The following is a 16,620-nucleotide window of genomic DNA, read 5'->3' as shown; positions in this document are numbered from 1 at the left end:
GTTCGCCGGCGAGCGCGTCAATCGTCGGAACCGCCCGCGGTGTCCGGCGCCTGCTCGGCGGCACCTTCGCCCGGGTTGCGGTTTCGCGCGCCGCCGCGGCGGCGCCGCTTGCGGGGCGATTTTTCCTTCGAGCCGCCCTGCGTGAGCAATGCCTCGCGAGCAGCCGCGTCGCCTTCGATGAAATCCGTCCACCACTGTCCGACATCCGCATCGAGCTCGCCGGATTCGCAGCGTAACAGGAGGAAATCATACCCCGCTCTAAACCTTTGGTGTTCCAGCAGCCGCATCGCGCTGCGGCCCGAGCGTTTCTCGAGGCGCAGCTGCAGGCCCCAGATCTCGCGCATGTCGGCCGAATAGCGCTTGTGGATCGCGAGTTTCTCGGTCTGCATGTCGAGCACGTCGTCCATCGCGCGATGGAGCGCCGGCACCGGGATTTCACCTTCGGCCGTGTACTGCTCGAAGCGCTGGCGCATGTCGTGCCACAGCAGCGTCGCGAACAGGAAGCCCGGCGACACCGTTTTGCCGGCGCGCACGCGCGCGTCGGTGTTGTTCAGCGCGAGCGTGATGAACTTCTCGCCCTGCGGCTGTTCGAGCACGACGTCGAGGAGCGGCAGCAGCCCGTGGTGCAGGCCTTCCTTGCGCAGCCGCGTCAGGCACGCGAGCGCGTGGCCCGACAGCAGCAGCTTCAGCATTTCGTCGAACAGGCGCGCGGCCGGCACGTTGTTGATCAGGTCGGCGAGCGCGTTGATCGGCTCGCGCGTATGCGGTTCGATCTCGAAACCGAGCTTCGCCGCGAAGCGCACGACGCGCAGCATCCGCACCGGATCCTCGCGGAAGCGCGTGGTCGGATCGCCGATCATCCGCAACAGGCGGGCGCGCATGTCGGCCATCCCGTCGTGGTAGTCGAGCACCGTCTGCGTCGACGGGTCGTAGTACATCGCGTTGATCGTGAAGTCGCGGCGCGCGGCATCTTCGTGCTGCTCGCCCCACACGTTGTCGCGCAGCACGCGGCCGCTCGCGTCGACCGCGTGCGTGCGGCGATCGAGTTCGTCGCGCTTCAGGCGCCTGGGCGGCTCGGCCGCGGCAGCCGCTTCGGGCGGCGCGTCGACCAGCGCGCGGAACGTCGACACCTCGATCAGCTCCTGGCCGAACTGCACGTGGACGATCTGGAACCGGCGGCCGATCAGGCGCGCACGGCGGAACAGGCGCTGCACCTCGGTCGGCGTCGCGTCGGTCGCGACGTCGAAGTCCTTCGGCGCGATGCCGAACAGCAGGTCGCGCACCGCGCCGCCGACGATGAACGCGCGAAAGCCCGCCTGCTGCAGCGTGTCGGTCACGCGCACGGCATTCCTCGAGATCAGCGACGGATCGATGCCGTGCACGCTGGCCTGCACGACGGTCGGCTCATGGTTGCTGCGCGGTTTCTTCGCGCCGCCGCCGCGGGCGCCCTTCGAGGCGCGCGGGGCAGCAGGGGCCGCTTCGTCGGCCGGGGCCGCTGCGGGAGAGGTTTGCTCGGTTTCGTCCTGACCGAGCAGCTTGCGGATGAATTTTTTGATCACGACGTTCAGAAAAGATCGAGGATACGCCAGCCGCGGGTGCTTGCATGCGCACGCAGCGTGTCGTCAGGGTTGGTCGCGATCGGGTCGGTGACTTTCTCGAGCAGCGGGATGTCGTTGTGCGAGTCGCTGTAGAAATAGCTGTGCGCGAAGTCGTCCCAGTGCTTGCCGAGCGACGCGAGCCACGCTTCGGTACGCACGATCTTGCCTTCGCGATAGCTCGGCGTGCCGGTCGGTCGGCCCGTGTACGGTGAATCGGGATGCCCGTCGGTCGTTTCGACCTCGCACGCGATCAGCGTGTCGACGCCGAACGCGGTTGCGATCGGGCGCGTGATGAATTCGTTGGTCGCCGTCACGACGCAGCACAGGTCGCCCGCATCGAGGTGCTTGCGCACGAGTTCGAGCGCGGCGGGCGTCATCGCGGGGCGAATCACCTCGTGCATGTACTGCTCGTGCCATTCGGCGAGCTGCGCGCGCGAATACTTCGCGAGCGGCGTGAGCATCGCCGTGAGGTACGCGTGGATGTCGAGCTTGCCGGCCTTGTAGTCGGCGAAGAACTGATCGTTCTGACGCGAGAAGCTTTCCGCGTCGACGATGCCGAGCTTCACCATGAAGCGACCCCATTCGTGGTCGCTATCGGTCGGGATCAGCGTGTGATCGAGGTCAAAGAGTGCCAGATTAGTCATGGAAGCGCATTTTACTCGAAGCGGTTCGGGCCGGTGCCCGGTGGTGTGATGTCGTCGCCGGGACGGGCCAGCATCCGGCGCAGCAGCGGCAGCGTGACGGCGCGTTTCTGCTCGAGCGAGAAGCGGTCGAGCGCGTCGAGCAGCGCCATCAGGCTCGGCATGTCGCGGCGGAAATGGGTCAGCAGGTAGGCGGCGATGTCGTCGGTGAGCGCGATCCCGCGCTCCTTCGCCGCGAGCTTGAGCACGGCGATCTTGCCGGCGTCGGACGGCGGCGACAGATGGAACACGAGCCCCCAGCCGAGGCGCGTGCGCAGATCCTCGCGCACGTCGAGCGCGAGCGGCGCCGCGGGGCCCGCCGCGACGAACGCGCTCGACGGATGCGCGCGGACTTCGTTGAACAGGTTGAACAGCGCGACCTGCTGCGTGTCGGTCATCCGGTCGCAGTCGTCGATCGCGTAGATGCCGATGCGCGGGTCGAACGTGAACGCGCCGAGCGGGCTCTGCGGCGTCAGGTAGCGCGCATAGCCGTACGACGCGTCGCTCACGAGCGCCTGCAGCAGATGGCTGCGGCCGCTGCCGGGCTCGCCCCAGATATAGAACGACCGGTCCGGCACGGGGCCTGCCGCGAGCGCGAGGTCGAGCTTCTGGAGCCGTGTGATGAGCTCGCCGTTCTCCTCGCTCATGATGAAGTTGTCGAACGTGGCGGGCGGCGGCGTGCCGAGATCGAGCGTCAGTTGACGGGACACAGCAGTCACAATGCGGGTCGGTTGAAAAAACGCGTGCCGTACGCCGGGCACGCGCCGGGGACTGCGGCTCGGTGGGCTGCACGCGCGACCGCACGCACGGCGCCGCGCCGGTTTCGGCGCGGTTCGCTGGGCGATGAAAACGGGGACGTGTTGACCAAGATGCAATCCCTGACGATTCGGTGCTGGGAATTCCGGCCAACGGGCCGGCTTCGGGTAAAATCGCATTTTACCGACCTTCTCGCATTCCCCCATGAATCCTCCGAAATCCGCTCCTGACGCCCAGGGTCTGTCCTATCGCGACGCAGGCGTCGACATCGACGCAGGCGACGCGCTCATCGACAAGATCAAGCCTTTTGCGAAGAAAACCCTGCGCGACGGCGTGCTCGGCGGCATCGGCGGGTTCGGCGCGCTGTTCGAAGTGCCGAAGAAGTATCGCGAGCCCGTGCTCGTGTCGGGCACCGACGGCGTGGGCACCAAGCTCAAGCTGGCGTTTCATCTGAACAAACACGACACCGTCGGGCAGGATCTCGTCGCGATGAGCGTGAACGACATCCTCGTGCAGGGCGCCGAGCCGCTGTTCTTCCTCGACTACTTCGCGTGCGGCAAGCTCGACGTCGACACGGCCGCAACGGTCGTCAAGGGCATCGCGCAGGGTTGCGAACTGTCGGGCTGCGCGCTGATCGGCGGCGAAACGGCCGAGATGCCGGGCATGTACCCTGACGGCGAATACGACCTGGCCGGTTTCGCGGTCGGCGCGGTCGAGAAGAGCAAGATCATCGACGGCAGCACGATCGCCGAAGGCGACGTGGTGCTCGGCCTCGCATCGAGCGGCATCCACTCGAACGGCTTCTCGCTCGTGCGCAAGATCATCGAGCGCGCGAATCCCGACCTGTCGGCCGATTTCCACGGCCGCTCGCTCGCCGACGCGCTGATGGCGCCGACCCGCATCTACGTGAAGCCGCTGCTCGCGCTGATGCAGAAGCTGTCGGTGAAGGGCATGGCCCACATCACCGGTGGCGGCCTCGTCGAGAACATTCCGCGCGTGCTGCGCGAAGGCCTCACCGCCGAGCTCGACCAGGGCGCCTGGCCGCTGCCGCCGCTGTTCAAGTGGCTGCAGGAGCACGGCGGCGTCGCCGACGCGGAAATGCACCGCGTGTTCAACTGCGGGATCGGCATGGCCGTGATCGTCGCGGCGGCCGATGCCGACGCAGCGATCGCCGACCTGACCGCCGCCGGCGAACAGGTGTGGAAGATCGGCACCGTGCGTGCGACCCGCGAAGGCGAGGCGCAGACGGTCGTGGTCTGACGCACTGCCTGCAGCAGATGCAGCAAGGAAAGCCGCCCGGAGTCGATCCGGGCGGCTTTTTTTTCGGACTTTCGGGCGCCGCGCGGCGCCGACGAAGGAGGGATGACGATGACCGAAGACGAACGCGCGATCCGCGAGCTCGTGGAAAACTGGTTCGTGTCGAGCCGGCGCGGCGATTTGGCGACCGTGCTCGACCTGATCGCCGACGACGCGATCTTCATGGTGGCCGGCAAGCCGCCGTTCGACAAGGCGGCGTTCGCGGCCGTGTCGCGTGAAGCGAACACCGGTGCCGAGCACGCGCCGAAGGTCGACGGCCGTTACCGGATCGACGAACTGCGCGTGATGGGCGACTGGGCGTACATGCGCAATTTCCTCGAGATCGAGGCAACGCCGCCGGGCGGCGAGACGATCCGCCGTTCGGGCCATACGCTGACGATCTTCCGCAAGGCCGACGGCCGCTGGCAACTCGTGCGCGATGCGAATCTCGTGACGCTCGCGCACTGAGCGCGGCGGTGTGCGTGGCGGCGGCGGCCGATGCTCATGCGGACGGCCGCGGCGCGTTCGCCGGACGCGCACCGGCCAGCAACGGCGGTACCAGCAGATAGAGCAGCGCGGCCGCGGCCCAGACGAGCCCCGGCCACGTCGCGCGTGTTGCCGCATAGGTCGCGGTGACGACCAGCGGCCCCGCGACGCCGATCAGGCTCGCCACGCTCGCGAGCGTGCCCTGAAGTTCGCCCTGGCGCGCATCGTCGACCTGCCGCGCGAGCATCGCCTGCAGCGCCGGCAGCGTCATGCCGCCGGCCGCGAACAGCGGCAGCAGCGCGAACGGCACCCACGCGGCGGTCGCGACCGCGATCGCCGCGAGCCCGAGCGCGTCGCCCGCGAGGCCCAGTGCGAGCGCACGGCGCTCGCCGAGCCGGGCGATCAGCGGCCCGATCGCGAACGCCTGCGCGAGCGCGTGGCACGCGCCGTAGCCGGCGAGCGACAGCCCCGCGATCGGCGTCGACCAGCCGAAATGCTCCTGGCCGTACAGGATCCACAGCGTCGCGGGCGCCTGCGACACCAGCGCCACGATCACATAGATGCCGACCAGCGGCACGAGCGCGGGCGCGCCGCTCAGCCGGCGCAGGCTCGCGAACGGGTTGAGCGCGGCGACCGTGCGGCCTTCGCGGGCCGCGGGCGGCCGCGATTCCGGCAATGCGCGCCAGACGAGCACGAGATTGAGCGCGTTGAGCAGTGCGGCCGCGACGAACGGCGCGCGCAGGTGCAGCGCGCCGAACAGCCCGCCGATCAGCGGGCCCGCGATGAAGCCGATGCCCATCATCGCGCCGAGCTGGCCGAAGCGCCGGGCGCGGTCGGGTTCGGCTGTGACGTCGGTCACGTACGCGGTCGCGACCGCGACGTTCGCGCCGGTGATGCCCGCGATCAGCCGCCCGATGTAAAGCCACGCGAGCGTCGGCGCGAGCGCCATCAGCAGGTAGTCGAGCGCCGCGCCCGCGAGCGATGCGAGCAGCACGGGGCGGCGGCCGAAACGGTCGCTCAGCGCACCCAGCAGCGGCGCACACAGGAACTGCGCGAACGCGTACAGCGCGAGCAGTATCCCGTAGTGGGTGTCGGTGCTGCCCGCGCCGGCGAGCGAGCGCAGCAGCCCGGGCAGGATCGGCATCACGATCCCGACGTCGATCGCGTCGAGCAGGACCGTGGCCAGGATGGCAATCAGGGACGGATTCAAGAGTATGACTCTATCGGTGATAGAGTCGTGATTATTCCATGGTTTCCCTATCGGTGATAGAGATGAAGGACACAGGGGCGCGGCTGACGCGCGACACGGTATTGCGCGCGGCGCTCGAGCTGCTCGACGAGGTCGGCATCGACGGGCTGTCGACGCGGCGGCTCGCCGAGCGGCTCGGCGTGCAGTCGCCGACGCTTTACTGGCATTTCCGGAACAAGGCCGAACTGCTCGACGCGATGGCCGAAGCGATCATGCTCGAGCGCCACGCCGCGTCGCTGCCGCGGCCGGGCGACGCATGGGATGCGTGGCTCACCGACAACGCGCGCAGGTTCCGCCGCGCGCTGCTGGCCTATCGCGACGGCGCGCGCCTGCATGCCGGTACGCGGCCGCGCGCGCTGCATTTCGGCTCGATCGAGCGCAAGGTCGCGCTGCTCGGCGATGCGGGCTTCGCGCCGGACGAAGCGGTCGACGTGATGTATGCGATCGGCCGCTTCGTGGTCGGATGGGTGCTGGAGGAGCAGGCGGAACCGGGTGGCGACGCCGATGCGCCGCTGCCGGACGCGGCCGAGTATCCGCTGCTCGCGAAGGGCTGGGCCGCGCTGCGCGAGCGCGGCGGCGACGAAGCGTTCGAGCGCGGCATCGCGTTGATCGTCGACGGTGCGCGTGCGCGCCTCGCGGCACGCCAGCGCGGCTGAGCGGTCAGCCCGGCGTGCTGCTGTCGAGCACGCGTTCGAGCGCGTCGAGCGCGCGGGCTGCCGAGTCCGGCGCGACGCAGTCGACGACGATCCGCTCCGGCATCGCGCGCAGCCAGGTGATCTGGCGCTTGCAGAGCTGGCGCGTCGCGAAGATGCCCTTGTCGCGCATCGTCCGGTAGTCGGTGTCGCCGTCGAGGAATTCCCACGCCTGCCGGTAGCCGACGCAGCGCATCGACGGCAGGTCGGGATGGAGATCGTCGCGACGGCGCAGCCGCTCGACTTCGTCGATGAAGCCCGCGTCGAGCATCGCGTCGAAGCGCTGCGCGATCCGTGCGTGCAGCACCGCGCGATCCGACGGTTCGAGCGCGACCGGCACGAAGCGGTAGGCGACGGCCGCATCGTCCGCGCGCCGCGGCGCGGCAAGCAGCGCCGACATCGGCTGCCCGCTCAGCATGAAGATTTCGAGCGCACGCTGGATCCGCTGCGAATCGTTCGGCGCGAGCCGCGCGGCCGTGTCGGGATCGATTTGCGCGAGCCGCGCGTGCAGCGCGGGCCAGCCGTCGCGCGCGGCGTCGGCATCGAGTTCGGCACGCACGGCAGGATCGGCGCCCGGCAGGTCGTTGAGCCCCTGCGTCAGCGCCTTGTAGTACAGCATCGTGCCGCCCGCGAGCAGCGGCGTGCGGCCGCGCGCGGCGATCTCGCCGATCAGGCGCAGCGCATCCGCGCGGAATTCCGCGGCCGAATACGCGTCGGCCGGATCGATGATGTCGATCAGGTGATGCGGCACGCTCGCGCGTTCGTCGCGCGACGGCTTCGCGGTGCCGATATCCATGTCGCGGTAGACCAGCGCGGAATCGACGCTGACGATCTCGATCGGGCGGCGCGCGGCGAGCGCCAGCGCCGCGGCCGTCTTGCCCGAAGCGGTGGGGCCGAGCAGGCAGGCGATCGTCGTCGGAACGGACTGCGGCGAAGCGCTCATTGGCCGCGCATGAAGAGGCGGTCGAGATCGTTCAGCGTGAGCTGATACCAGGTCGGCCGACCGTGATTGCATTGATCCGCGCGCTCGGTCGCTTCCATCTGGCGCAGCAGCGCGTTCATCTCGTCGAGCGTCAGGCGCCGGTTCGCGCGCACCGCGTGGTGGCACGCGAGCGTGCCGAGCAGTTCGTGCTGACGCTCGGTGAGCACGCGCGAGCCGCCGAACGCATGCAGGTCGGCGAGCACCGCGCGAGCGAGCGACTGCAGGTCGGCATCCTTCAGCAGCGCCGGCACCGCGCGGATCGCGAGCGTCGTCGGCGACAGCACCGCGAGGTCGAAGCCGAGCGACTCGAGCGTGTCGCGTTCTTCCTCGACTGTGCCGATCTCGACCGGCGTGGCCGTCATCGACACCGGCAGCAGCAGCGATTGCACGGCAACCGAGCGATCGGCGAGCGCGTTCTTGAACTGTTCGTACAGGATCCGCTCGTGTGCCGCGTGCATGTCGACGATCACGAGGCCGTACGCATTCTGCGCGAGCACGTAGATGCCGTGGATCTGGCCGAGCGCGAAGCCGAGCGGCTGCTCGTCGTGCGCGCTGGCGGCGATCGGCGATGCGGCGAAGCCCGGCAGTGGCGCGACCGGCGCGTCGGCCGAGTCGCGGGCGAGGGTGGTCGTACCGTCCGGCGTGCCCGCACCTGTGTCCTTGCGGCCGAACAATGCGTCGTAGAGCGCGAGCGGCTGCGCGACGGGCAGCGTGCCCTGCGTCATCCGTGCCTGGCGCATCCAGGTGTTGCCGGTCGACGATGACGACGGCGACGAGAAGCCGCTGCCGCCGATGGCGTTGCCCTGGCCCTGGCCGAGCGGCGTATCCAGGAACGAAGCGGGCCCGCGCGGTGCGGCTTCGATATGCGCGGCATGGCCGCCCGCGGTGGTTTCCGGCGACGCGCCCGCGTGGCGCGCGAGTGCGCGCTGGACCGCGTGGAACACGTATTGGTGGATCGAGCGCGAATCGCGGAAGCGCACCTCGATCTTCGACGGATGCACGTTCACGTCGACGGCTTCGGGCGGCAGGTCGAGGAACAGCACGTACGACGGGTAGCGGTCGCCGTGCAGCACGTCCTCGTAGGCCGCGCGCACGGCGTGCGTCAGCAGCTTGTCGCGCACGAAGCGGCCGTTGACGAAGAAATACTGCTGGTCGGCGCGCCCGCGGCTCGCGGTCGGCAGGCCTGCGCAGCCGTACACGGCGAGCGGGCCGGCCTGTTCGTCGAGCGGCAGGTGCGCGGTCGCGAAGCTGTCGCCGAGGATCTTCGCGACGCGCTGCGCCGGCTCGGTCGCATTCCAGTGCTCGACGGCCTTGCCGTTGTGCAGCACCGAGATCGCGACGTCCGGCCGCGCGAGCGCCGCGCGGCGGATCATTTCCAGACAGTGGCCGAACTCGGTCTGCTCGCTTTTCAGGAATTTGCGCCGCGCGGGCGTGTTGAAGTACAGCTCGCGCACCTCGATCGTCGTGCCGGTCGAGCCGGCGGCGGGCGACAGCACGCCCGTCTGCGCATCGATCTTCATCGCATGCGCGGCGTCGGCCGTCCGGCTCGTGATTGACATCTCGGCGACCGACGCGATCGACGCGAGCGCTTCGCCGCGGAACCCGAGCGTCGCAACCGCTTCGAGCTCCTCGAGCGAGCGGATCTTGCTGGTCGCATGGCGCATCAGCGCGAGCGCCAGTTCGTCGGGCGGGATCCCGCAACCGTCGTCGGTGATCGAGATGCGCTTGACGCCGCCTTCTTCCAGCACGATGCGCAGCGTCGTCGCGCCGGCGTCCATCGCGTTCTCGAGCAGCTCCTTGACGACCGACGCCGGGCGTTCGACGACCTCGCCGGCGGCGATCTGGCTGATCAGCTGGTCGGGCAGGGGCTGGATCGCGCGCAGCAGGCGCGCAGCGGGGGCAGGGGCGGCGCCCGCGGCCGTTTCGGTGATATCGGACATGGCCGAATTATAGCGAGGCGGCGAATACGTGCCGGGGCGGCGGCCGGTTACGTTTTTTCACGGAGCCTTAAGGTAGTTTCGGTATCATGGGTTCGTTACACGCACCGCCTTGGCCGGCGGGCGCTTCCGCCTTTCCGGCCGTTCCGGCCCTTTCGCCTTCGAGGAATCGCATTTGGATACGCTGCTTCATTTCGTCAATCTTGTCCTGCATATCGACGCCTTCCTCGGCGATTTCATCCGGCAATACGGCGCATGGGTCTATCTCGTGCTGTTCCTGATCGTGTTCTGCGAGACAGGGCTCGTCGTGTTCCCGTTCCTCCCCGGCGATTCGCTGCTGTTCATCGGCGGCGCGTTCGCGGCGACGGGGGAGATGAATGTCGGCGTGCTGATCGCGCTGCTGCTCGTCGCGGCGATCTCCGGCAACACCGTGAACTACCTGATCGGCCGCTGGGTCGGCCCGAAGGTATTCAATACCCATATCCCGGTGCTCGAGCGTTTCCTCGATCGTGCCGCGCTGCAGAAGACCCACTCGTTCTACGACAAGCACGGCGGCAAGACGATCGTGCTCGCCCGCTTCATCCCGGTGGTGCGCACGTTCGCGCCGTTCGTCGCGGGCGCGTCGTCGATGAGCGCCACGCGCTTCCAGCTCTTCAACGTGATCGGTGCGCTGCTCTGGGTGCTGCTGCTCGTGCTGCTCGGCTATTTCTTCGGCAACATCCCGTTCGTTCGCCAGTACCTGAACGTGATCGTGCTGGCCGGTATTGGTGCGGCGGTCGTGCCGGTCCTGCTCGGCGCGGTATGGAAGCTCGTGCGCGGGCGGCAGTCGGACCATACGCAGAAGACGGGCGGGCGCTGAGCGCGCGCTTCGTTTCTCTTCGGTACAGTCAATAAAAAAGCGTGGCGGTTGTGAACCGCCACGCTTTTTTTTCGTTCGGCGCCGCCGTTACGCGTTGCGATGAAAGAGCGGCGTTTCGGGCGTCGGGTATTGCGCGTCGCGGAACGTCTCGAGGATCACGCGGTTGGTGTCGCAGTACACCTGCCAGTAGTTCTCGGGCTGCGTGGACGGGCGCACGAACAGCAGCGGGCCTTCCGGCGTGAACTGCAGCACGCCGACGTCCGGTGCCGGGGTCGTCAGTACGTTCGGGACCTGCTGGATCGATGCCTTCAGGCGGTTGATCGCGTCGACTGCGTCGACGCTGTTCGCGATCTTCGCGGTCAGATCGACGCGACGATGCGACGTCGCGCTGTAGTTCGCGATGTTGTCCGAGAAGATCTTGTTGTTGCCGACGATCGTCACGATGTTGTCGGGCGTGATGATCGTCGTGCCGAACAGGCCGAGCTCCTTCACCGTGCCGGTGACGCCGCCCGCGCTGATCACGTCGCCGATCTTGAACGGGCGCAGCACCTGCATGAACACGCCGGCGGCGAAATGCGCGAGCAGGCCGCCCCAGGCCGTGCCGATCGCGAGGCCGAGGCCGGCGAGCAGCGCGGCGAACGAGGTGGTTTGCACGCCGAAGATCTGCAGGATCGCGAGGATCAGCAGGACCGTCAGCAGCACGCCGACGACGGAGGTCAGGTAGTCGGTGAGCGTCGGGTCGACCTTGCCGCTGCGGCGGACGACCTTGCCGAGCAGGCGGGTGGCGATGTGGATCGCCCAGCGGCCGATGAACCACAACGCGATCGCGGCGAGGAGGTTGAGGCCGAAGTCGAGGCCGCGGGTCATCAGGAATTGCTGGGCGGTGGCGAGATCGATCATGCGTTCTCCGAAGTCAAGGGTAAAAAGGGCGGCGCATGCACCGGGACGGGTGGCGCTTTTATAACCTGACCTGTGAGGGCTGGGCAACCTGCTTCGGATGGCATGACGCAATGAAAAACGGGCAGCACGCTCATGCGTGCTGCCCGTCGAGGGGGGCGCCGGATCGGCGCCTGTCGTGGCGTGCGGCCCGAAAACTGCGTTGCTTACGATGCTGCGCGACCGTAGGTGTCTTCGAAGCGGACGATGTCGTCCTCGCCGAGATACGCGCCCGACTGGACTTCGATCAGTTCGAGCGGAATCTTGCCGGGGTTCGTCAGCCGGTGTGTCGCGCCGAGCGGAATGTAGGTCGACTGGTTTTCGGTCAGCATGATTTCCTTGTCGCCGTTCGTGACCAGTGCCGTGCCCTTGACGACGATCCAGTGTTCGGCGCGATGGTGGTGCATCTGGAGGCTCAACTGCGCGCACGGGTTCACGATGATGCGCTTGACCTGGAAGCGGTCGCCCTGGTCGATGCCTTCGTAGGAACCCCACGGGCGGATGACGCGGCGATGAATGCCGGCTCGTTGAGGATGACGTGGTCCGAAGGCAGCACCAGCAGCGCGTCGGGCGATTCGTGCATGGCGAGCAGCGCGGCGATCGCGATCGCGGTGTTGCGGCCTACCGGCTCGAGCACGATCGACGACGGCGTGATGTTGACCTGGTGGAGTTGTTCCGCGATCAGGATTCGGATTGAGCCTCTGTAGAAAGTGGCACATCGCGTTGACTGGTCACCGAATCAGTCAACGCGATGTGCCAGGAGTCGTAGCCAGCAGCGATGAAATATGCAGGCGCACCGGCAACGGCGAGCCTGGGGTGCAAGCACCTGCCAACCTCATGCACCCGTTGGTTTGTGGCTGAGGGACTGGTCACGTAAGTTGCCGGCCTTGCCAAGTATCCGACGGAACTCGCGCTGCGTATCTACTTCCGCCGCGGCCCGAACGGCCGCTGCTGCACATCGGCCCCATGTGCGACGATCGCCATCCCCTCCGGTACTTCCTCCCACGCGCCGCGCAGGTCGACGAGCGGCTCGGACACGACCATGAATGCATCGTCGCCGGCTTCGGCGATGCGCGGGTTATGCGGATACAGCTCGTGCAGGTGCTTGAACGACGTGCTGTGGAACAGCGAACGTGACTGCCGTTCGCTCGAGTAGCGCACCGCGACGATCCGTTCGCCGTCGGTCGCGCAGATCGTCATGTTGAGCGGGTCGGCCACGCGATGCCGCGCGGCGGTCTCCTCGATCACGCCGACCATCCGCTCGAGCGCCGGCAGCGGCATCTGCTCGAGGCCGTACGTCAGCGCGAGGCGGAACATCAGTTCGGAGTCGGTCGAGCCTTCGAGCGTCGGGAACAGCGCGGGATCGACCTTCATCGTCAGGTCGCGGCGCAGCTTGTGGAACTCGCGGATCAGCCCGTTGTGCGCGAATAGCCAGCGGCCGTGGCGGAACGGGTGACAGTTGGTTTCCTGCACGGGCGTATCGGTCGCTGCGCGGATATGCGCGATGAACATCCGCGAGCGGATCGCGCGCGCGGCTTCGCGCAGGTTGCGGTCGTTCCACGCAGGATGCACGGAGCGATAGCGGAACGGGAGTTCGTCAGGGCGCCCGTACCAGCCGATACCGAAGCCGTCGCCGTTGGTGGTCGTCGCGCCCAGCTCCGAATGCAGGCTCTGGTCGATCAGCGAATGCTTCGCGCGGAACAGCACGGTCTCGAGATGGATCGGATTGCCCGTATAGGCGAGCCAGCGGCACATGGAGCGCTCCTTCACGATAGATCGTTCGCGCATGGTAGCCGACTTCGCGGCGCGTCCGTATCCGGGGCTTCCGGGCCGGTCGTTCGGGCGGGCGAGCCGCCCAATCGTATTACCTGACGCGTCCGTACGCGCCACGTGAAGCTGCCCCGCCATGCGGCCGGGCGCCACGCAGCGGGGCGGTCCGCTGCGTGGCGTCGCGGCCGTTACGCCACGTCGCCGAGCGCGTCCATCACGCGCGCCGAATAGACGAGCGCCGCGCCCGCATTCAGCGCAATCGCGACGCCGAGCGCTTCCGCCACTTCCTCCTTGGTCGCGCCGTGCTTCGCCGCTTCGGCGGTGTGAACGGCGATACAGCCGTCGCAGCGCGTCGTGACGGCCACCGCGAGCGCGATCAGCTCGCGCGTCTTCGCGTCCAGATGGCCCGTCTTGGCGCCGGCGCCGGACAGCGCCTTGTAGCCGGCCAGCGTATCGGGCGACAGCTTGGCGATGTCGCCGATGCGCGTCGAGAGTTCCTTCCGGTATTCGTTCCAGTTCAGCATGATGCGTCCTTTTCGAGAAGAGGTGAGGAGGGCGGCGGGCGCCGCGATCTCGGGCGATGCAGGGCTATTCTGATCGCTCGCGCTGAGGGTTTCGATACGCTAGAGTGTCAATTTTTAGCGCAATCGTCTCATGGATGCCCTGAGTCAACTGCTGTCGCTGGGCCGCAGCCATGTCGAGCTCGACGTGCGCTGCCTGCTGGACGGGCCGTTTGCGATGCCGCACGATCCGCTGCCGCCCGGTGAGGCGGCGTTCCACCTGGTGCTGGCCGGAACGTGCCGGCTGCGTACCGCCGACGGGCGCACGCTGCAGCTTGCCGACGGCGATTTCGTGCTGCTGCCCGCGGGGGGCGCGCACGACCTGCTCGATGCGGGGGCCGGCCGGTCGCAGCCGGTCGTGCCTCTGCGCGATGCGGGCGCCGGCGACGGCGCGGTACTGCCGGTCAAGTCGAATCTCGATCCGGCCGAACCGGGCGGCGCGAGTGTCGACCTGCTGTGCGGACGGTTCGTCTATGCGCGCGGCGCGGGCGAACTGCTGATGCGCACGCTGCCTCCGGTGCTGCACGTCGGGTTGCGCGAGGCGTCCGGGTTCGCGCCGCTGCAACTGCTGACGAGCGTGCTGCGCACCGAGGCATCGAATGTGCAGCCGGGCGCCGGCGCGATCGTGAACGCGCTCGGACAGGCGCTGCTCGCGTACGCGCTGCGTGCTTATGGCCGCGGTGCGCGCGTGCCGTCCGGCTGGCTCTCGCTCGCGGCCGACGCGCGGCTCGGCCCGTCGGTCCAGGCCGTGCTGCAGGCGCCGGAGAAGCCGTGGACGGTCGAATCGCTCGGCGACGTATCGGCGATGTCGCGCGCGACCTATGCGCGGCATTTCCGCGAGAAGGCCGGAATGAGTGTCGGCACGTTCGTCGCGCAGATCCGGATGATGCATGCGTGCGCGCTGCTGCAGGACACGCAGCGCGGGCAGGCGGAGATCGGGCAGGCGGTCGGCTATCTGTCCGAGGCGGCCTTCGGCAAGGCGTTTCGCGCGGTGCTCGGCACGACGCCGGGGCGCTGGCGGCGCGCGCAGCGCGAAATGTAAGACGGCAAGCGCGGCCGTCTTGGCGCGTGCCAAAGCTGCTACCATGCGCAAAACGCAGTTCAACGAAAACGATTCCGAACAACAAGAAAGAGAGGGCAAAGCAATGAACCAGACCACCATCCAGCAACCGTCGTTCGCGTTCGTGGCCGCATCGTGGGCCGCGCTGCTCGCCGGTTTCGCGGCATTCCTAATCGGGCTCTGGAACGCCGGCATGCAGCTCAACGAGAAGGGCTACTACTTCACCGTGCTGGTGTTCGGCCTCTATGCGGCGATCTCGCTGCAGAAAAGCGTCCGCGACCGCGCGGAAGGCATTCCCGTCACCGGCATCTACTACGGCCTCAGCTGGATCGCGCTGCTGCTGTCGATCGCACTGCTGATCGTCGGCCTCGTCAACGCGACGCTGCAACTGAGCGAGAAGGGCTTCTACGCGATGTCGTTCGTGCTCGCGCTGTTCGGCGCGGTAGCCGTGCAGAAGAACACGCGCGACCTGCAGGGCGCGAAGACGCGCTTTACCGACACCGATTCCGCGCCGTCCGTTCAGGAGTAACGGCACGCGAAGCGGGCGCCCACGGGGCTGCCCGTTTCGCGACGACGGTCGTGGGCCACCCGCATTCGCCGGTGCGGCGCGGGCTCCTCGCCCATTCGTTTCATCCATGCCGTGGCGCATGACGATGGAGATATTCCGGATGCCAGATCTCAATGAAACCGCGCGGCGCACGCGTGCGGCTGCCCGTTCCGTGGCGGCGAAGGCCGCGCTCGTGCTGGAGACCAACAACCTGCGCGGCGGTGCCGGCCTCGCGCAGGCCGTCGACAGCCTGAAGCGCCTCGTGTCGGCGCTGTCGGCGCAGACCGTGCCGCCGGCGGCACTCGCGCAATGGATCATCACGCACGACGGCCTGCCTGCCGATGCGTGCGCGCAGATCGCCGCGCTGGCCGGCCGCCCGATCGACTTCGTCGAGATCGGCGCGAGCACCGGCTACTACGATGCGAAGAACGACGGATTCGATCGCGTCGACGCGGCTCGCTGCGACATCGTCGTGTTCGGCGATGCCGATTGCCGGCCGGCCGACGACTGGCTCGAGCACCTGCTCGCGCCGTTCGCGCGCGACGCGGGCGATGCGCCCGTCGCGGTGGCGGGGCGGACCAGCTATGCGCCGAACCTGCTCGGCATCGCGCTGACGTCGATCGATTTCATGTATTTCCCGAGCCCGCTGCGCGACGGCGCGACGCGCAATTTCTACGCGAACAACGTCGCGTTCCGGCGCGACGTGTTCGCGCAATTCCGCTACGAGCCGCTCGATGGCGTCTATCGCGCGCATTGCCAGGTGATGGGGCTGCGGATGCAGGCGGCCGGCGTGGCCGTCGAGTTCGCGCCGCACGCGCACACCGAGCATCGGCTGCCCGACACGCATCGCGAATCGCTGAAACTGCGCTGGATGCGCGGCGAGGACAGCGTCGGGCTGACGCCGTATCTCGTGAACGCATATCTGCCGCGCCGGTGGCAGTGGCTCGGCCGCAGCGGCCCGCTCGGTCCGTTCTGCGTGATGGCGATGCGGCTCGGCTACAGCCTGCGCGCGCTCGATCGCCAGCAGTTGCCGCGGCTTGGCGTCGTACGCTATCTCGCGGCCGGCGGCGTCACGATCGCCGCGTCCGCCGTCGATACGCTCGGCGCGCTAGCGCGCGGTTTCGGGCTCGCGGGGCGCGCATCGGCCCGGTGCGATCTCGAAGCGCTGTCCTATCACCGTCATTGAACCGGCGCCGCGCATCGCAGCGCGGC

Annotated in this window: 17 protein-coding genes and 1 pseudogene; 8 read left to right on the top strand and 10 right to left on the bottom strand. The window is 68.2% G+C overall.

Features of this window, described 5'->3' with window-relative positions; translation table 11 throughout:
- Positions 1-17: 17 nt before the first annotated feature.
- From pcnB to hda, 3 genes are read right to left on the bottom strand one after another with little or no spacing between them, the layout of a single operon-like run.
- A complete protein-coding gene (pcnB, locus tag BFF94_RS18870; protein ID WP_219139656.1) occupies positions 18-1,559 on the bottom strand; it encodes a polynucleotide adenylyltransferase PcnB in 1,542 nt (513 codons plus the stop codon).
- 5 nt (positions 1,560-1,564) lie between these two features.
- A complete protein-coding gene (locus BFF94_RS18865; RefSeq protein ID WP_034182802.1) occupies positions 1,565-2,242 on the bottom strand; it encodes a histidinol-phosphatase in 678 nt (225 codons plus the stop codon).
- Between the two features lie 11 nt (positions 2,243-2,253).
- Positions 2,254-2,988: a DnaA regulatory inactivator Hda gene (hda, locus tag BFF94_RS18860; protein ID WP_219139655.1), complete on the bottom strand. Its 735-nt coding sequence runs from the start codon at positions 2,986-2,988 to the stop codon at positions 2,254-2,256.
- Positions 2,989-3,238: 250 nt separating this feature from the next.
- On the opposite strand from hda, the gene purM reads away from it, so the two are divergent.
- Both purM and BFF94_RS18850 read left to right on the top strand, forming a co-directional pair.
- Positions 3,239-4,294, top strand: coding sequence for a phosphoribosylformylglycinamidine cyclo-ligase (gene purM, locus BFF94_RS18855; protein WP_128850849.1), 1,056 nt, complete (start codon positions 3,239-3,241; stop codon positions 4,292-4,294).
- A gap of 108 nt (positions 4,295-4,402) precedes the next feature.
- A complete protein-coding gene (locus BFF94_RS18850; protein ID WP_128850851.1) occupies positions 4,403-4,798 on the top strand; it encodes a YybH family protein in 396 nt (131 codons plus the stop codon).
- Between the two features lie 34 nt (positions 4,799-4,832).
- On the opposite strand, the gene tet is transcribed toward BFF94_RS18850, so the two are convergent.
- A complete protein-coding gene (gene tet / locus BFF94_RS18845) occupies positions 4,833-6,032 on the bottom strand; it encodes a Tet(A)/Tet(B)/Tet(C) family tetracycline efflux MFS transporter (protein WP_219139710.1) in 1,200 nt (399 codons plus the stop codon).
- Between the two features lie 56 nt (positions 6,033-6,088).
- Between tet and tetR the strand changes: the two genes are divergently transcribed.
- Positions 6,089-6,721: a tetracycline resistance transcriptional repressor TetR gene (gene tetR, locus BFF94_RS18840; RefSeq protein ID WP_219139654.1), complete on the top strand. Its 633-nt coding sequence runs from the start codon at positions 6,089-6,091 to the stop codon at positions 6,719-6,721.
- 4 nt (positions 6,722-6,725) lie between these two features.
- On the opposite strand, the gene miaA is transcribed toward tetR, so the two are convergent.
- A complete protein-coding gene (gene miaA / locus BFF94_RS18835) occupies positions 6,726-7,700 on the bottom strand; it encodes a tRNA (adenosine(37)-N6)-dimethylallyltransferase MiaA (protein ID WP_219139653.1) in 975 nt (324 codons plus the stop codon).
- Positions 7,697-9,679: a DNA mismatch repair endonuclease MutL gene (mutL, locus tag BFF94_RS18830; RefSeq protein WP_128850493.1), complete on the bottom strand. Its 1,983-nt coding sequence runs from the start codon at positions 9,677-9,679 to the stop codon at positions 7,697-7,699. The genes miaA and mutL overlap by 4 nt, the downstream gene beginning before the upstream one ends.
- A 172-nt stretch (positions 9,680-9,851) precedes the next feature.
- On the opposite strand from mutL, the gene BFF94_RS18825 reads away from it, so the two are divergent.
- Positions 9,852-10,535: a DedA family protein gene (locus BFF94_RS18825; RefSeq protein WP_128850495.1), complete on the top strand. Its 684-nt coding sequence runs from the start codon at positions 9,852-9,854 to the stop codon at positions 10,533-10,535.
- An 87-nt stretch (positions 10,536-10,622) separates the two neighbouring features.
- On the opposite strand, the gene BFF94_RS18820 is transcribed toward BFF94_RS18825, so the two are convergent.
- Positions 10,623-11,435: a mechanosensitive ion channel family protein gene (locus BFF94_RS18820; RefSeq protein WP_128850498.1), complete on the bottom strand. Its 813-nt coding sequence runs from the start codon at positions 11,433-11,435 to the stop codon at positions 10,623-10,625.
- Between the two features lie 203 nt (positions 11,436-11,638).
- Positions 11,639-11,986, bottom strand: a pseudogene (locus BFF94_RS18815) (cupin domain-containing protein); the annotation flags it as partial.
- Here BFF94_RS18815 and BFF94_RS37945 point away from each other — a divergent pair.
- The gene (locus tag BFF94_RS37945; RefSeq protein ID WP_246637366.1) at positions 11,867-12,178 is read left to right on the top strand and encodes a hypothetical protein; all 312 of its coding nucleotides are present in this window, start codon (positions 11,867-11,869) and stop codon (positions 12,176-12,178) included. The pseudogene BFF94_RS18815 and the gene BFF94_RS37945 sit on opposite strands and share 120 nt — an antisense overlap.
- Positions 12,179-12,392: 214 nt before the next feature.
- Here the strand turns inward: BFF94_RS37945 and BFF94_RS18805 are convergent, their stop codons facing one another.
- Together BFF94_RS18805 and BFF94_RS18800 are read right to left on the bottom strand one after the other, a co-directional pair.
- Positions 12,393-13,226, bottom strand: a complete 834-nt coding sequence (locus BFF94_RS18805) for a class II glutamine amidotransferase (RefSeq protein ID WP_128850500.1) — start codon at positions 13,224-13,226, stop codon at positions 12,393-12,395.
- Positions 13,227-13,429: 203 nt separating this feature from the next.
- Positions 13,430-13,765 (bottom strand): carboxymuconolactone decarboxylase family protein, encoded by a 336-nt coding sequence (locus BFF94_RS18800; RefSeq protein ID WP_128850502.1) that lies wholly within the window; start codon positions 13,763-13,765, stop codon positions 13,430-13,432.
- Positions 13,766-13,895: 130 nt separating this feature from the next.
- Between BFF94_RS18800 and BFF94_RS18795 the strand changes: the two genes are divergently transcribed.
- From BFF94_RS18795 to BFF94_RS18785, 3 genes are all read left to right on the top strand, one after another.
- Positions 13,896-14,843, top strand: a complete 948-nt coding sequence (locus BFF94_RS18795; RefSeq protein WP_128850504.1) for a cupin domain-containing protein — start codon at positions 13,896-13,898, stop codon at positions 14,841-14,843.
- A 103-nt stretch (positions 14,844-14,946) separates the two neighbouring features.
- On the top strand, positions 14,947-15,390 hold the full coding sequence (gene yiaA, locus BFF94_RS18790) for an inner membrane protein YiaA (protein ID WP_128850506.1): 444 nt from the start codon (positions 14,947-14,949) through the stop codon (positions 15,388-15,390).
- Between the two features lie 139 nt (positions 15,391-15,529).
- Positions 15,530-16,594 (top strand): glycosyltransferase family 2 protein, encoded by a 1,065-nt coding sequence (locus BFF94_RS18785; protein WP_128850509.1) that lies wholly within the window; start codon positions 15,530-15,532, stop codon positions 16,592-16,594.
- Positions 16,595-16,620 lie beyond the last annotated feature (26 nt).

The organism is Burkholderia catarinensis, assembly GCF_001883705.2.
Lineage (GTDB): Bacteria > Pseudomonadota > Gammaproteobacteria > Burkholderiales > Burkholderiaceae > Burkholderia > Burkholderia catarinensis.
This window is presented reverse-complemented; position numbering and strand designations above follow the sequence as displayed.

Bases quoted from the DNA above. Each gene is read 5' to 3' on its own strand.
- miaA (WP_219139653.1), bottom strand. From the start codon at position 7,700: ATGAGCGCTTCGCCGCAGTCCGTTCCGACGACGATCGCCTGCCTGCTC.
- tetR (WP_219139654.1), top strand. From the start codon at position 6,089: ATGAAGGACACAGGGGCGCGGCTGACGCGCGACACGGTATTGCGCGCG.
- BFF94_RS18805 (WP_128850500.1), bottom strand. From the start codon at position 13,226: ATGTGCCGCTGGCTCGCCTATACGGGCAATCCGATCCATCTCGAGACC.
- mutL (WP_128850493.1), bottom strand. From the start codon at position 9,679: ATGTCCGATATCACCGAAACGGCCGCGGGCGCCGCCCCTGCCCCCGCT.
- purM (WP_128850849.1), top strand. From the start codon at position 3,239: ATGAATCCTCCGAAATCCGCTCCTGACGCCCAGGGTCTGTCCTATCGC.
- BFF94_RS18785 (WP_128850509.1), top strand. From the start codon at position 15,530: ATGCCAGATCTCAATGAAACCGCGCGGCGCACGCGTGCGGCTGCCCGT.
- BFF94_RS18795 (WP_128850504.1), top strand. From the start codon at position 13,896: ATGGATGCCCTGAGTCAACTGCTGTCGCTGGGCCGCAGCCATGTCGAG.
- BFF94_RS18865 (WP_034182802.1), bottom strand. From the start codon at position 2,242: ATGACTAATCTGGCACTCTTTGACCTCGATCACACGCTGATCCCGACC.
- BFF94_RS37945 (WP_246637366.1), top strand. From the start codon at position 11,867: ATGGTGGTGCATCTGGAGGCTCAACTGCGCGCACGGGTTCACGATGAT.
- BFF94_RS18820 (WP_128850498.1), bottom strand. From the start codon at position 11,435: ATGATCGATCTCGCCACCGCCCAGCAATTCCTGATGACCCGCGGCCTC.
- yiaA (WP_128850506.1), top strand. From the start codon at position 14,947: ATGAACCAGACCACCATCCAGCAACCGTCGTTCGCGTTCGTGGCCGCA.
- BFF94_RS18850 (WP_128850851.1), top strand. From the start codon at position 4,403: ATGACCGAAGACGAACGCGCGATCCGCGAGCTCGTGGAAAACTGGTTC.
- BFF94_RS18800 (WP_128850502.1), bottom strand. From the start codon at position 13,765: ATGCTGAACTGGAACGAATACCGGAAGGAACTCTCGACGCGCATCGGC.